Genomic DNA, 14,163 nt, shown 5'->3' with positions numbered 1-14,163 from the left:
GTCTGGCGGCGGGGGTGGGTGTAGTTGACGGGGCCGCCGGCGGCGGGCTGCGCGGCAGCGGACGGGTCCGTCGGCGCGGCGCCGGCCGGTGCCGCCGTCGTGTGATCGATCCGCGTGGTGTCCTGCGGACCGGGGCCGTAGGGGCTCTGTGGGGACGTCGTACCGGATGTGCTCTGGGGTGCGGTGCCGCCGTGGGCCTGGTCGGGGCTCCCCGCCGGTGCCGTGGCCTGCCGGGTGCGGTCGGTGTCGGGTGTACGCGGTGGGGGTGCCGCCACCGAGCGGGCCAGGCCCTGGGCCACCGCCTCGGTGATCCCGGCCGCGAGCTGCTGTGCCTGCGGCAGCCCCTGGTCGGTGAGGAGTTCGGCGAGGCCGCCCGCGTATCCCTGGCCGACCGCGCGGACCTTCCAGGCGCCCTGGCGCCGGTACAGCTCCAGGGCGACGACGGCCGACTCGGCGTCCAGCCCGGTGAGGGTGTAGCTGGCGACCTCGGTGCCGTCGAGACCCGTGACGGCGACGAAGGGGGCGGCGACGGCACCGAACCGGACAGGGCCTCCCGCACCGGGCACCAGCGCGAGCAGGACGCTCACCCGGTGCACGGTCCGGGGCAGGGCGTCCAGGTCGAAGGCGAGACGGTGGTCGGCCGCCGCCTGCCTGGACACCTCGATGCCGGGCAGCGTGGGCGCGCCCGGGTGCGCCACCCATTCCACTCCGGGCACCTTGCCCTGCTCGTCGCTGAGCGTGGCCCCGGCCACGATCGGCTTGCCGGCCGAGACGCGGACCTCAAGTCGGGCCTCGGGGAGCGGATGGTTCTGCCCCCTGACCAGCTCGGCCGTCATCGCCTTCTTCCCCCTGTGTCGCTTTGTGCGCCGTGCGTCGGACTGCCTACAGGACCGGCAGGATCGCCGGCATGAGGTCCTGGAAGGTGCGGCCGTTGGCCGGCGAGCCGATGGCCGTCATCTGCCAGCCCGAGCCCGCGCGGTGCACCTTGGCCATGATCTGGGCGGTGTACTGGCCGCCGCCCGCCAGCGTGTAGCGGGCCAGTTCCTGGCCGTTGGTCTCGTCGACCAGGCGGCAGAACGCGTTCTGCACCTCCTGGAAGGTCTGGCCCGTGAAGGAGTTCACGGTGAAGACGATCTGGTCGATGTGGACCGGGATGCGCGCCAGGTCGACGAGGATGGCCTCGTCGTCGCCGCCCTGGCCGACACCGCCCACGAGGTTGTCACCGGTGTGGCGCACGGAGCCGTCGTCGCTGACGAGGTGACGGAAGAAGACGACGTCGACCGGCTGCTTGTCCGCGAACAGCACGGCGGAGGCGTCGAGGTCGATCTCCCGGGTGCGGGAACCGAACAGGCCGCGCCGGGGGGCGGCCTGCCAGCCGAGCCCCATACGCACCGCGGTCAGCGTGCCCCCGTCGTTCTTCTGCAGGCTGATGGCCTGCCCCTTGGTCATGTTGACCGTCACGCGCTGTTCCCCTCTCGGACTGTCCCCTGTTGCCGCGGAATCCGCGGTTGACCAGCACCCTACGGTTCGACACCGACAGTGCCGAACCCTGGGTCGCACATTGTGTCGGTCTTGCAACACAGCGCGCCTGTGTCCTGGTTGTGTGGCACGTCCAGGCCCTTGTACCAGGCGCGCGGACGGGCCCTCAGGCCAGACCGGCTTCCTTCATCTGCCGCAGCTCCTTCTTCATCTCGGAGACCTCGTCGCGCAGCCGGGCGGCGATCTCGAACTGGAGGTCGGCGGCCGCCGCGCGCATCCGTTCGGTCATCTCCTCGATCTGCTCGGTGAGTTCGGCCGCCGGGCGGTCGGTCGGCACGGTCTCCTTGGCCTTGCCCCTGGCGGGCTTGGCGCTCCTGGCCGCCTTGCCGAGGGCGGGCACGGGGGCCTTGGCGCCCTTGCCGTCCTTCGTCTTGCGGTACCCCGTGCCGAGCAGCTGCTCCGTGTCGATGTCCTCTCGGGCGATCTGCGACACGATGTCGTTGATCTTCTTGCGGAGGGGCTGGGGGTCGATGCCCTTCTCCCTGTTGTACGCGATCTGCTTCTCCCGGCGGCGGTTGGTCTCCTCGATGGCCTTCTCCATCGCCGGGGTGATCTTGTCGGCGTACATGTGGACCTGGCCGGACACGTTGCGCGCCGCGCGGCCGATGGTCTGGATGAGGGAGGTGCCGGAGCGCAGGAAGCCCTCCTTGTCGGCGTCGAGGATCGCCACCAGGGAGACCTCGGGCAGGTCGAGGCCCTCCCTGAGGAGGTTGATGCCGACGAGGACGTCGAACTCGCCGGAGCGCAGCTCGCGCAGCAGCTCGACACGGCGCAGGGTGTCGACGTCGCTGTGCAGATAGCGGACCTGGATGCCGAGCTCGACGAAGTAGTCGGTGAGGTCCTCGGCCATCTTCTTGGTGAGCGTGGTGACCAGGACGCGCTCGTCCTTCTCGGTGCGCCCCCGGATCTCGTGCACCAGGTCGTCGATCTGGCCCTCGGTGGGCTTGACCACGACCTCGGGGTCGACCAGGCCGGTGGGGCGGATGATCTGCTCGACCTGGCCGTCGGAGCGCGAGAGCTCGTACTGCCCGGGGGTCGCCGACAGGTAGACGGTCTGGTCGATGCGCTCCTGGAACTCCTCCCACTTCAGCGGGCGGTTGTCCAGCGCGGAGGGCAGCCGGAATCCGTGGTCCACCAGGGTGCGCTTGCGGGAGGCGTCGCCCTCGTACATGGCGCCGATCTGGGGGACGGTGACGTGCGACTCGTCGATGACCAGGAGGAAGTCCTCCGGGAAGTAGTCCAGCAGCGTGTTCGGCGGGGAGCCGGGCAGGCGGCCGTCGAAGTGCATCGAGTAGTTCTCGACCCCGGAACAGGAGCCGATCTGGCGGAGCATCTCGATGTCGTACGTGGTGCGCATGCGCAGCCGCTGGGCCTCCAGGAGCTTGCCCTGCTTCTCCAGCTCGGCGAGGCGCTCCCCCAGCTCCTTCTCTATGTCGTTGACGGCCCGCTCCATGCGCTCGGGTCCCGCGACGTAGTGGGAGGCCGGGAAGACGTACAGCTGCTGGTCGTCGCTGATGACCTCGCCGGTGAGGGGGTGCAGTGTGGACAGCGCCTCGATCTCGTCGCCGAACATCTCGATGCGGACGGCCAGCTCCTCGTAGACCGGGAAGATCTCGATGGTGTCGCCGCGCACCCGGAAGGTGCCGCGGGTGAACGCCATGTCGTTGCGCGTGTACTGGATGTCCACGAAGCGGCGCAGCAGATCGTCGCGGTCGAACTCGTCACCGACTCTGAGGGGGACCATGCGGTCCACGTACTCCTGAGGCGTACCGAGGCCGTAGATGCAGGAGACGGAGGCGACCACGACGACGTCGCGGCGGGTGAGCAGCGAGTTGGTCGCGGAGTGGCGCAGGCGCTCCACCTCCTCGTTGATCGAGGAGTCCTTCTCGATGTACGTGTCCGACTGGGGGACGTAGGCCTCGGGTTGGTAGTAGTCGTAGTACGAGACGAAGTACTCGACGGCGTTGTTCGGCAACAGCTCGCGGAACTCGTTCGCCAACTGGGCGGCCAGCGTCTTGTTGGGCGCCATCACGAGGGTGGGGCGCTGGAGCTTCTCGATCATCCACGCGGTGGTGGCGGACTTGCCGGTGCCGGTCGCGCCGAGCAGGACGACGTCCTTCTCACCTGCTTCGACACGCCGGGCGAGCTCGGCGATGGCCGCGGGCTGGTCGCCGCTCGGCTGATAGGGGCTGACGACCTCGAAGGGCGCCACCGTGCGTTCGATCTTTGATACGGGCCGCATGGAATCCACCGTACGACCCCGCACTGACAACGGGCTCTGATCACCAGTTCTGCGGGGTGCGGGAACGCGACCGCCGGGAGTGCTGGTGGGGCACGCGGGAGCGGGACTCGGGGTGCCGGCCGAGGTGGGTGGCGGTGGTGTGGGCCGGTACGCCGGGACGCCGCTCGGTGGAGTTCCAGGCGGAGGGCTTGCCCATGATCACCAGCGGGTCGAACATCACGACGATGCCGACCAGGAGCAGGAAGGCGAGCGGACCGATCATCATCGGCGCGAGCAGCGCGGCGGGGGACTCACCGTCAGGGGTGCTGGCGGCGCCGTGCAGGTGGACGCTGAGGGCGGCCATGCCCATGTAGTGCATACCGCTGACGGCGAGCCCCATGACGAGGCTCGCGCCCACGCTCCACAGGAAGCCGCGGACCTGTCCGGCCGCCCACAGGGCCGTGGTGGCGGCCACGACGGCGATGATGACGGAGGCGGCCACCGTGACGGTGTTGTACTCGAGCTTCCCGTTGAGGCGCATGCTCGCCATGCCGAGGTAGTGCATCGAGGCCACGCCGAGGCCGGTGATGGTGCCGCCGGTGAAGAGGGCCGTTCCGGTCGCCCCCCGGTAGCCGACGATGAAGATCCCGATGCCGACCATGACGATCGCGACGGCGAGACTCGCGAAGGTCATCGGTTTGTCGTAGTGGACCGGCGTCTGCTGGACCCTGAAGCCCATCATCGCGACGAAGTGCATCGTCCATATGCCGGATCCGATCGCCGCCGCGCCCAGCGTGAGCCAGCCTGCCCGCCAGCGCCCGGCGACGAGCATCGATCTGGTGGTGCAGCGCAGCCCGAGCGCACCACCGAGGCAGGCCATGAGGTAGGCCACCAACGGCGTGACGAGTCCGTAGCTGAAGCCGTCGACCGTGCCTTGCATGCGCGGCTGCCCTTCCCACCCGTTACGTGCATTGATTCCTGGAATGCCCCCGTCCCCGGACCGCCGACAACGGTCACGGCTGAGGCAGAGAGTATGACCCCCACCGGAACGGTCGAACGACTTTCCGGCAAAGAAACACGGCCCTGCCCCACTTGTGCGGTGCCCGTGAGCGGACTTGGGCACCTCCATTCAATTCGTGGTCATCGTGTACCCACCCGCTGTTGACCCTCTGCTGTCACGCTGGAGCGGTTCGTGATCGTTCAACGCGAGGAGTACGCATGCACGTGCGCGCCGTTGCCACCGCGACCACCGCGCTCATGGGGGCCACCATCCTCCTCATTCCCACATCCACCGCCCACGCCGTCGACGAACGCGACAGGCCGCTCGTGGTAGCGCATCGCGGAGCGTCCGCCTACGCGCCCGAGAACACCCTGGCCGCCGTCGACAAAGCCGCCCTGATGGGCTTCCCGTGGGTCGAGAACGACGTTCAGCGCACGAAGGACGGCGAACTCGTCGTCCTCCACGACGCCTCGCTGGCCCGGACGACCAACGTGGAGAAGGTCTTCCCCGGCCGGGCGCCCTGGAACGTGCGGAACTTCACCGCGGCGGAGATCAGGCGGCTGGACGCGGGCAGCTGGTTCAGCTCCCGGTACAAGGGCGCGCGCGTGCCGACCCTCGAGCAGTACCTGAACCGCGTGTCGCGCAACCACCAGAAGCTCGTCCTGGAGATCAAGAACCCGGGCCTCTACCCGGGCATCGAGAAGCAGACCCTCAAGGTGCTGGGCAACGAGGGCTGGCTCAGCCCGGCGCACCTGCGGAGCCGGCTGGTCGTCCAGAGCTTCAGCGCCGACACCGTGCGGACGGTCCACCAGCTGCGTCCCGGGGTCAAGACCGGCTTCCTGGGCACCCCCTCGGTCGCCGATCTGCCCAAGTACGCGAAGTTCAGCGACCAGATCAACGCCTCGCACACCACGATCTCCCGGGCCTACGTCGCCGCCATCCACAGTTTCGACGGGCCGCACGACAAGCCGCTGGAGATCTTCACCTGGACCGTGGACGACGCGGCGGGCGCCCGCCGTGTCGCCGGCTACGACGTGGACGGCATCATCTCGAACAAGCCCGACGTCGTCCGGAACGCGACAGCGGAGTGACGAAGGGCTTCTGAGACCGGCGCACGCCCGGGGCAGGGACGTACCGAACGTCCGTGCCCCGGGCGTTGTCAGTGGCGCGCCGTACGGTGGGTCGCATGAACAGCCATGGGCAGTACGAGCAGCAGGTCGTATGGGCGGTCGTCGGCACGGACATCGGTCCGCTGCTGCTGGCCGCGACGTGCGACGGCCTGGTGAACGTCGTGTTCCACGCCACGGACGCGGTCCGCGACAAGGCGCTCGGCCGGCTCGCGTCCCGGCTCGGCACCGAGCCCGTCGAGGCACCGGACTCCCCGCTGCTGACCGAGGCGATACGTCAGGTCGGGGCCTACTTCGCGGGCCGGCGGCACGACTTCGAGCTGCCCCTCGACTGGTCGCTGATCTCCGGCTTCAACCGCCAGGTGCTGCGCGAGCTGGCGTCCGGCGTGCCGTACGGCACGGTCGTGGGCTACGGCGACCTGGCCGGGCGGGTGGGGCAGCCGGGCGCGGCCCAGGCGGTGGGCATGGCCATGGGTTCCAATCCGCTGCCGGTCGTGGTGCCGTGCCACCGGGTGGTCGAGAGCGACGGCGGGATCGGCGGGTTCGGAGGGGGTCTGGAGACCAAGCGGAAGCTGCTGGCCCTGGAAGGGGTGCTCCCGGAGCCGTTGTTCTGAGGGCGCCGGGCGCCCGCGCGCGTGGGCGCCCGGCGATGCCGTCGCGGGCTACTCGTAGTGCCGGGCCTCGAAGATGTTGCCGTCGGGGTCACGGAAGTAGAAAGCGCGCCGGGCCTCGCCCCGGGCACCGAACGAGCCGTACGAGAGGTCCGAGACGGGAACGGCCCGCTCCTCCAGACGGGCCCTCAGGGCCTCGAATCCGTCGCCGTCGAAGGACAGGCACACATGGTTGACGGGGTGGCCCGCGCTGTCCGCGGAGCCGGGCAGCATGGTCATGCGCTCGGCCGCCGTGAGCGGCATGAGGTCGAGGATGGTCTCCTCGCTGACGCGCACGGAGGGGAACGGAGCCTGGCCGGACACGAACTCGGGGAGCCTCACGGGCCTCAGTCCGACGGCCTTCTCGTAGAAGTCGGCCGCGGCGACCGGGTCGCGGACCCAGAGGACGACATGGTCGAGACGTGGTGTGTGGTCCGTCATGCGTTCCAGGCTGGTGGTGTCCCCCACAGGCCGCAAGGGTTTGGCCGGGCGCGTCATCCGCCAGGGATGAGGGGTAACCGGAAGACAGGAGGCAGGCGCGTGGTGCTGGTGGTGTCCGAAGAGGTGCGTGAGGCGCTTGACGCGCGTCGTCCCGTGGTGGCCCTGGAGTCCACGATCATCGCGCACGGGCTGCCCCGCCCGCGCAACCTGCTGGTGGCGCTGGAGCTGGAGGAGGTCGTACGGCGGGAGGGTGCCGTCCCGGCGACGATCGCCGTGCTCGACGGCCGCCCCCATGTGGGCCTGGACAAGGAACAGCTGGAGCGGGTCGCGAACGAGGACGGGATCCGCAAGCTGGGCCACCGGGACCTGCCGCTCGCGGTGGCCTCGGGGGCGAGCGGCGCGACCACCGTGTCGGCGACGGCGCTGCTGGCGGCCCTGGCGGGCGTACGGGTGTTCGCGACGGGCGGGCTCGGCGGAGTGCACCGGGAGTGGACGGTGACCCAGGACGAGTCCGCGGACCTGGGGTTGTTGGCGCGCACCAGGATCACGGTGGTGTGCGCGGGCGTGAAGTCGATCCTGGACGTGCCGGCGACCCTGCAGCGGCTGGAGACCCTGGGGGTGGCCGTCGCCGGATACGGCACGGACCGCTTCCCTGGCTTCTACCTGTCCGACTCGGGGCATTCGGTGGACTGGTCGCTGGGATCGCCGGAGCAGGTGGCGGACGTCATGCGTGGACAGGACGCGCTCGGCGGGCCGGAGTCCGCGCTCATCGTCGCCAACCCCGTGCCCGAGGAGGAGCAGCTCGATCCCGAGCTGCACGCGCGCGTGCTCGCCGACGCGCTGCACGCGTGCGAGGAGGAGGGCGTCACCGGCCAGGCCGTCACGCCGTTCCTGCTGGACTATCTGGTGCGGCACACCGAGGGTGCGTCGCTGAGCGCGAACCTGGCGGCGGTGCGCGGGAACGTACGGCTCGCGGCGCGTATCGCGGCGGCCTGGGCCGGGGTGTGACCGGTCCGGGCGGGCCGGGGCGGAGACGGGCCGAGGGCACGGCTCCGGCCGGCGGAGAGGAGCAGCGGCCGGCCGGAGGAGACGAGCTGTGGCCGCCCGGTGGAGGTGCGTCATTCCCGGCCGGTGAAGGCGAAGCACGGCCGGCCGCCGTCGTGATGTCGCCGGGCGCGGGCGTGCCGTCTTCCGGCGGGGCCCTGCTGGTCGTCGGGGACGTCGTCACCGACATCGTGGCGCGGCACCGCGGGCCGCTGGCGTCGGGGACCGACACGGCCGCCTCGGTGCGGACCCTGCCCGGTGGAGCGGGCGCCAACGTGGCCTGCTGGGCGGCTCACCGCGGCCACTCGGAGGTGCGGCTGCTCGGACGAGTGGGCACGGACGCGGCCGCGTGGCACGAACGGGAGCTGACGGCCTGCGGGGTACGGCCTCGGCTCGTCGTCGATCCGGTGGCGCCGACCGGGACGGTGATCTGCCTGGTCGACACGGGCGCGGCCGCGGAGCGCACGTTCCTGACGGACAGCGGGGCGGTCCTGCGGCTCGGCCCCGCCGACTGGTCGGACGCCCTGCTCGACGGGGTCGCCCGTCTGCACCTGTCGGGCTACCTGCTGTTCTCGGAGCCGAGCCGGGCACTGGTGGCCGTGGCGCTGGCCGCGGCACGCGCGCGTGGCGTACCGGTGAGCCTGGATCCGGCGTCGGCGGGGTTCCTCGTGCGACTGGGCGTGGACCGGTTCCTGGCGCTCGTCGAGGGCATCGACGTACTGCTGCCGAGCCGTGACGAGGCGTGCCTGCTCACCGGGCTGCCCGATCCGGCGGACGCGGCGGCCAAGCTGAGCCGCCACGTTCCCCTGGTGGTCGCCAAGCAGGGTGCCGAGGGAGCCCTGGTGGCCCGGGCGGGCGCCGTGTGCGCCAGGGTGCCCGCCATTCCCACGGCACCCGTCGACACCACGGGCGCCGGGGACGCCTTCACGGGGGCGTTCCTGGCGGCCCTGCTCGCGGGTGCGGGACCCGAGGAGGCTGCGGGCGAAGGGTGCCGGGCCGGGGCCCTGGCGGTGCGGCGTGTGGGCGGCCGGCCGCCGACGCCGAGCTGAGTCCGAGGGCTCGGGGCTCGGGGGCCTGGGGCCCGAGAGCCCGGGGGCTCGGGAGCCGGGGAGCCTGGGAGCTACGCCTTTCTCCCCCACGCCGAGATCATCGGTGCCGTGGCGAGGTCCATGCCGCCGGAGGCCATGTTCGCGAGGTGCCGGTCGATGTCCTGTTCGGTGGCCAGGCCCGACGAGACGAGTTCGTCGCGGACCTGACGGATCGTCGTGGTCTCCAGGGCGGCGCAGGCGGGCGAGGCGACCGGGAAGTACGCGTCGGCCCCCACGCCGCGCAGTCCGGCCTGCCGGAGCAGCCGCGGCAGGGTGCGCCCGTACGCGAGGTCGGCGCCGCGCTCGGCGAGCAGGGTGAGGCAGGCGTGGCGCAGCCGGTTGGCCAGTTGCTGCTCGGGGCCGTACTCCTCGAGGCAGAGCAGGGGCTGGAGGGCCGGGTCGGTGTCCTCGACCAGGATCCGCCCTCCGGGTCTCAGCGCCTTGATCATGGCGCGCAACGCCCGCTCCCGGTCCCGCACATGGACCAGGGCGAGCCGGGCGTGCACGAGGTCGAAGCCCTCCCCCGGCGGCATGTCCAGGCCCACGTCGTGGACGCGTACCTCGACCGGCGCGCGGGTGGGTGAGGTCATCCACGAGGTGTCGGTATCGGTCGCGAGGACCTTACCGGTCGGGCCGACCCTCTTGGCGAGCCAGGAGATCACGGAGGTGCCCCCCGCACCGACCTCCCAGCAGCGCCAGCCGGAGCCGATGCCGAAGCCCTGCATGTGCCGGAACGTGGTGGGGTCGAACACGGCGGCGAAGGCGTCGAAGGGCGATCCCGCCTCGGTCTGTCGGTTGTCGAGGAGATACCGGTCGGTTCGCATCATGTCCTGATCATCCCATTTATCCGTCTTATTCAGGACAGTGACGCTCCCGCAGGCGACGCGTCCCGGTCCGGCGAGAAGCACGGTCAGGAAAATCCACCGACCGGGAACGCGTCCCCCGGAGGCCGGTCGGCGCGCACGCGAGACGGAACCGAGCGGCCCGAACAAGCACAGCAGCCGCCAATCGGAGCGGAGCCCTCCGTTCCCACAGGCTTACCCGTCACTCGATATGTGCTGGCAGACTGGCCGCGGCAAGGCGCAGAGTGCGGTGCCGCGGAAGCGAACCGCGCACAAAGGGGAGATCCACGCGAGGAGATCCAGATGTCCATGGCAGGGAATCTGCGGAAGGTCACGGGCCTCGACAAGGTCGGCGGCCTCCGCCGGGTGGCACGGCTGGCACGGCGCCGCGGCCGTGTCGACCTGAGTCACCCGGCCCGCTCCCCGCTGGGCTCCGCGGTGGTGAACTGCGTGACGTACCAGAACGGGGCGCGCGTGCCCGGTGGCCGCGACCTCTTGGAGGCCGTCGAGCGCGTCCGCAAGACCGACGACGGCTTCGTCTGGCTGGGGCTGCACGAGCCGACGGAGCGTGAGTTCGCGGGCATAGCAGAGCTGTTCGGCCTGCATCCGCTGGCGGTCGAGGACGCGGTCGAGGCCCATCAGCGTCCGAAGCTGGAGCGGTACGGCCAGACGCTGTTCGCGGTGTTCAAGACCGTCTGCTACGTCGAGCACAAGGAGCTGACGGCGACCAGCGAGGTGGTGAACACCGGCGAGATCATGGTCTTCGTCGGCCACGACTTCGTGATCACGGTGCGGCACGGCCGGCACGGCTCACTCGGCCCACTGCGCGAGGAGCTGGAGGCGAACCCCGAACAGCTCTCCAAGGGACCGGCCGCCGTGCTGCACGCCGTCGCGGACCATGTGGTGGACGAGTACCTCAACGTCACGGACCTGGTGCACGCGGACATCGACCAGGTGGAGATGGACGTGTTCGCGGAGAACGGCGCACGGGCCGACCCTGGGCGCATCTACCAGCTCAAGCGTGAACTCCTGGAGCTGAAGCGGGCGGTGGCCCCGCTCGCCCGCCCGATCCTGGAGCTCGCCACCCGGCCGGAGCGGGTGGTCGCCCCGGAGATACAGGCCTACTTCCGGGACGTCTCCGACCACCTGCTGCGGGCCACCGAGCAGATAGCCGCCTTCGACGAACTGCTGAACTCGATCCTGCAGGCACACCTGGCCCAGGTCAGCGTCGCGCAGAACGAGGACATGCGGAAGATCACGGCGTGGGCGGCGCTCATCGCCGTACCGACGATGGTGTGCGGGGTCTACGGCATGAACTTCGAGTTCATGCCGGAGTTGCACTGGAGGTTCGGCTACCCGATGGTGTGGGGCGTCATAGCCCTGGCCTGCTTCACCCTGTACCGGGGCTTCAAGCGCAACGGCTGGCTGTGACGCCCCTCGCCCGGCACGGCCGTCAGCGCGCGGCGGTCTTCGCGTAGACGCTCTCGGCCCAGGACCCGATCTGGTCCTCCGGCAGGTGCTGGGCCAGATCGGCCTCGCTGATCATGCCCACGAGGCGCTTGTTCTCGATGACCGGGAGCCGGCGGATCTGGTGATCCTTCATCTCCCGGAGCGCTTCGCCGATGTCGGCGTTCGCGTCGATCCAGCGCGGCGTGCCCTTGGCCAGCTCGCCCGCGGTGACGCGGGACGGGTCATGGCCCATGGCCACACAGCCCACGACGATGTCGCGGTCCGTGAGGATGCCGCAGAGCCGTTCGTTCTGGTCACTGATGGGCAGGGCTCCCACATTGAGCTCGCGCATCAGCTGGGCGGCACGGTCCAGGGTCTCGTGAGCGGGGATCCACTGGGCGCCGCGGTGCATGATGTCTCCGGCGGTGGTCATGAACTACCTCCCGTTGCCGGACGGCCGGCGCGGTGCGGGACGCACCGCTGGTCCCGACGCCCTCAATTCTCGCTGCGCCGTGAGGGGCTCGCACCCGGAGACAGAGCGCGGACGGGGCGCAGGCCGAGGGCCGACGGGAGGCAGGCAGAAGGCCGACGGGAGGCAGACGGAGAGCGGTCGGAGTGGATCAGCCGCTCCACGCCGGGTGGCGCGGGTCGTCGGCGCGCACCAGGACGTCCGCCGTGGCCACCGGGTCGATCTCCGTCGCGTAGCGCTCGTAGGCGGGGAGCATCCAGTGCTCGGTCTCAGGGGTACGGCGGCGAAGAGCGCCCGCCGAGAGGAGGACATGGACGGACAGGTCGAACGGAAACCAGTGTTTCAGGAGGAGAGGGCCATGCAGCAACAGGAGCCCGCCGGGCGGGAGTCGGACGTAGGGGCTGCGGGTGGCGCGGTCGGTGGCGGGATCCCACAGGTCGGGCAGGACACGGCCGTCACCACCGGGTTCGAGGGGGCCGAAGACCTCGCGCCACAGCGCGGCGGTGTCGAACCAGCCGTCGTAGTACGCGTCCACGTCCTCGTGCCCGTACTCGAACCGCAGGGACGCGGGCCGCAGAAAGCCTTCCGTGCCCACGACGAGCGAGGGCCGCCCCCGTACGCGCAGCGCCTCGGAGACGCGCTGGGCGAGGTCGCCGGGGCGGGCGACGGGGGCCCCGTCGAAGGCGATGCGCGGCCAGGGGCTGCCGTCGTCCGGCTTCAGGTCGAGCAGTCGGTCGGCCAGGAGGTCGCCGAGCCGTTCCCAGGTGATCGCTTCGAGTCGCACACGGCCCATGATGCCGCGCACGGCCGTCCGGCCCTGAGGACGGTCACGGGCGGGAGGCGGTGAGAGCGGTCACGGGCGGGAAGCCGTGAGAGCGGTCACGGGCGGGAAGTCCAGGCGCAGGCAGCGGTGCCGGCAGGACTGTCAGCCGTGGATGCCAGAATCGGCGGCATGACGCTGTGCGACTACTTCTCCACCGCTGACGACCAGGCTGCCGTCGCGGTCCTCCAGACTCCGGGAGGGCCGGGGCAGGCGGAACTCGACGTGGTCTTCCTCAAGAACATCGATCCGGTCGTCGCGATCGCCCAGCTCGAAGCCATCATGACCGGCGGCAGCTATGAGGAGGCCGGCGAACGCCCGCGGTCCGGACAAGTGCTGTCAGAGCCGGAGGACGGCCCGCCGTTCGTGGTCAGCTTGTCGGACACCCTGATCGATGCCCTCGCCACGGCGACGCAGGACGACCTCGTTCGCTTTGCCGAGCCGTGGTCGATGACCGATGAACTCCGGCAGATTGGGATCAGCGTCGAGGACACCGCCGCTGTTCTGAGGAACCTGGCCGGACTGGCTCAGCGCGCTCAGGCTTCCGACCAGCGCCTGTATTGCTGGTGGGCCCTGTGACTCACCGACGCCCGGCGCCGTTGTCCTTGTTCGGCGGCCGGTCCGGGTTCAACGCGGCCCGATGAAGCCGGAGTATCTCTGCCCAGTCCTCCACCTTCAGCACCCTCCAAGAGTCGGGGGAGGGCAAGATTCGCGGACTGCCTGGGGGTTGGTTCTCTGGGGGCGTCGACACGGGTCCGCGATGCGTCGGTGCTCTCTGCCGGCGGGGCGTGAAGTGCTGGTCGGGCCGGGAATGAACCGCGTATGGCAGCACTCGCAACTCCCCCGGCCCGCATGGGGCTTGTCGTGATCCAGGCGCTCAGGAAGAAGCACTGTGGCGAGTGCCGCAGGGGGCCGGTGGCGTTGCTCGTGCTGGAGGACGGCGTGCCGAGGTGTCTCGATTGCGTCGATCTCGGGCATCTGGTGTTCCTGCCTCGGGGCGACACCGCGCTGACCCGGAGGTCGCGGGAGGAGAGCGCGCTGTCCGCGGTGGTGGTGCGGTTCAACCGGCGGAAGGGCCGGTACGAGCGGCAGGGCGTCCTCGTCGAGGAGGAGGCGCTCGCCCGGGCCGAGGAGCGGTGTCTGGCGGACGCGGAGGTGAGGCGGCGGCGCCGGATACGGGACGCCGGACGGCGGGCGGAGGAGGACGCGCGGTTCACGGACGCGTTCGCGGCGGAGATCCTGCGGCTGTTTCCCGGCTGCCCGACCGAGCGGGCACGGGCCGTCGCCGCACACGCCTCGGTGCGCGGCAGCGGCCGCGTCGGGCGGAGCGCAGCGGGGCGGACGCTGTCCGAGGTGGCCGTGACCTCGGCGGTCATCGCCTCCGTACGGCATCTGGAGACGCCGTACGACCAGTTGCTGATGAGCGGCGTGCCCCGGCACGAGGCGCGGCGCCGGATCGCGGGGGTGGTGGAG

At 70.8% G+C, this 14,163-nt stretch carries 15 protein-coding genes; 7 read left to right on the top strand and 8 right to left on the bottom strand.

All coding sequences use genetic code 11. The features are described 5' to 3' along the window. From FNH04_RS27515 to FNH04_RS27500, 4 genes are all read right to left on the bottom strand, one after another. A partial coding sequence (locus tag FNH04_RS27515) for a TerD family protein (RefSeq protein ID WP_194236837.1) occupies nt 1-836 on the bottom strand: 836 nt, incomplete at its 3' end. 46 nt (nt 837-882) lie between these two features. Continuing rightward, complete coding sequence (locus FNH04_RS27510) at nt 883-1,461, bottom strand: TerD family protein (RefSeq protein ID WP_322723998.1); 579 nt, start codon at nt 1,459-1,461, stop codon at nt 883-885. 184 nt (nt 1,462-1,645) lie between these two features. Continuing rightward, entirely contained in the window at nt 1,646-3,781 is a 2,136-nt protein-coding gene (gene uvrB / locus FNH04_RS27505; protein WP_152788484.1) for an excinuclease ABC subunit UvrB, read from the bottom strand. A gap of 40 nt (nt 3,782-3,821) precedes the next feature. Further along, nucleotides 3,822-4,700: an MHYT domain-containing protein gene (locus FNH04_RS27500; RefSeq protein WP_152788483.1), complete on the bottom strand. Its 879-nt coding sequence runs from the start codon at nt 4,698-4,700 to the stop codon at nt 3,822-3,824. A gap of 278 nt (nt 4,701-4,978) precedes the next feature. On the opposite strand from FNH04_RS27500, the gene FNH04_RS27495 reads away from it, so the two are divergent. Next, complete coding sequence (locus FNH04_RS27495) at nt 4,979-5,851, top strand: glycerophosphodiester phosphodiesterase (protein ID WP_152788482.1); 873 nt, start codon at nt 4,979-4,981, stop codon at nt 5,849-5,851. A 95-nt stretch (nt 5,852-5,946) separates the two neighbouring features. Then, nucleotides 5,947-6,501, top strand: coding sequence for a methylated-DNA--[protein]-cysteine S-methyltransferase (locus FNH04_RS27490; protein ID WP_152788481.1), 555 nt, complete (start codon nt 5,947-5,949; stop codon nt 6,499-6,501). A 48-nt stretch (nt 6,502-6,549) separates the two neighbouring features. Here FNH04_RS27490 and FNH04_RS27485 read toward each other — a convergent pair whose 3' ends face one another. Then, complete coding sequence (locus FNH04_RS27485; RefSeq protein ID WP_152788480.1) at nt 6,550-6,978, bottom strand: VOC family protein; 429 nt, start codon at nt 6,976-6,978, stop codon at nt 6,550-6,552. Between the two features lie 99 nt (nt 6,979-7,077). Here FNH04_RS27485 and FNH04_RS27480 point away from each other — a divergent pair, with 99 nt between their 5' ends. Together FNH04_RS27480 and FNH04_RS27475 are read left to right on the top strand one after the other, a co-directional pair. Continuing rightward, nucleotides 7,078-7,986, top strand: a complete 909-nt coding sequence (locus tag FNH04_RS27480; protein ID WP_322723996.1) for a pseudouridine-5'-phosphate glycosidase — start codon at nt 7,078-7,080, stop codon at nt 7,984-7,986. 155 nt (nt 7,987-8,141) lie between these two features. Beyond that, nucleotides 8,142-9,071: a carbohydrate kinase family protein gene (locus FNH04_RS27475; RefSeq protein ID WP_152788478.1), complete on the top strand. Its 930-nt coding sequence runs from the start codon at nt 8,142-8,144 to the stop codon at nt 9,069-9,071. Nucleotides 9,072-9,142: 71 nt separating this feature from the next. Here FNH04_RS27475 and FNH04_RS27470 read toward each other — a convergent pair whose 3' ends face one another. Beyond that, nucleotides 9,143-9,937, bottom strand: coding sequence for a class I SAM-dependent methyltransferase (locus tag FNH04_RS27470; RefSeq protein WP_152788477.1), 795 nt, complete (start codon nt 9,935-9,937; stop codon nt 9,143-9,145). 318 nt (nt 9,938-10,255) lie between these two features. Between FNH04_RS27470 and corA the strand changes: the two genes are divergently transcribed. Then, nucleotides 10,256-11,383, top strand: a complete 1,128-nt coding sequence (gene corA, locus FNH04_RS27465; protein WP_152788476.1) for a magnesium/cobalt transporter CorA — start codon at nt 10,256-10,258, stop codon at nt 11,381-11,383. Nucleotides 11,384-11,405: 22 nt separating this feature from the next. Here the strand turns inward: corA and FNH04_RS27460 are convergent, their stop codons facing one another. Continuing rightward, complete coding sequence (locus FNH04_RS27460; protein WP_152788475.1) at nt 11,406-11,834, bottom strand: CBS domain-containing protein; 429 nt, start codon at nt 11,832-11,834, stop codon at nt 11,406-11,408. 187 nt (nt 11,835-12,021) lie between these two features. Next, complete coding sequence (locus tag FNH04_RS27455; RefSeq protein WP_152788474.1) at nt 12,022-12,663, bottom strand: nucleoside/nucleotide kinase family protein; 642 nt, start codon at nt 12,661-12,663, stop codon at nt 12,022-12,024. Between the two features lie 138 nt (nt 12,664-12,801). On the opposite strand from FNH04_RS27455, the gene FNH04_RS27450 reads away from it, so the two are divergent. Both FNH04_RS27450 and FNH04_RS27445 read left to right on the top strand, forming a co-directional pair. Continuing rightward, entirely contained in the window at nt 12,802-13,269 is a 468-nt protein-coding gene (locus tag FNH04_RS27450) for a hypothetical protein (protein ID WP_322723994.1), read from the top strand. Nucleotides 13,270-13,512: 243 nt separating this feature from the next. Next, nucleotides 13,513-14,163 (top strand): DUF2293 domain-containing protein (locus FNH04_RS27445; RefSeq protein ID WP_152788473.1); only part of this gene is annotated, 651 nt, incomplete at its 3' end.

Origin of the sequence: Streptomyces phyllanthi (assembly GCF_009377205.1) — a bacterium.
Taxonomy (GTDB): domain Bacteria; phylum Actinomycetota; class Actinomycetes; order Streptomycetales; family Streptomycetaceae; genus Streptomyces; species Streptomyces phyllanthi.
Note: the sequence above shows the minus strand (reverse complement) of the source record. Positions and strands in the feature narration are given on the sequence as shown.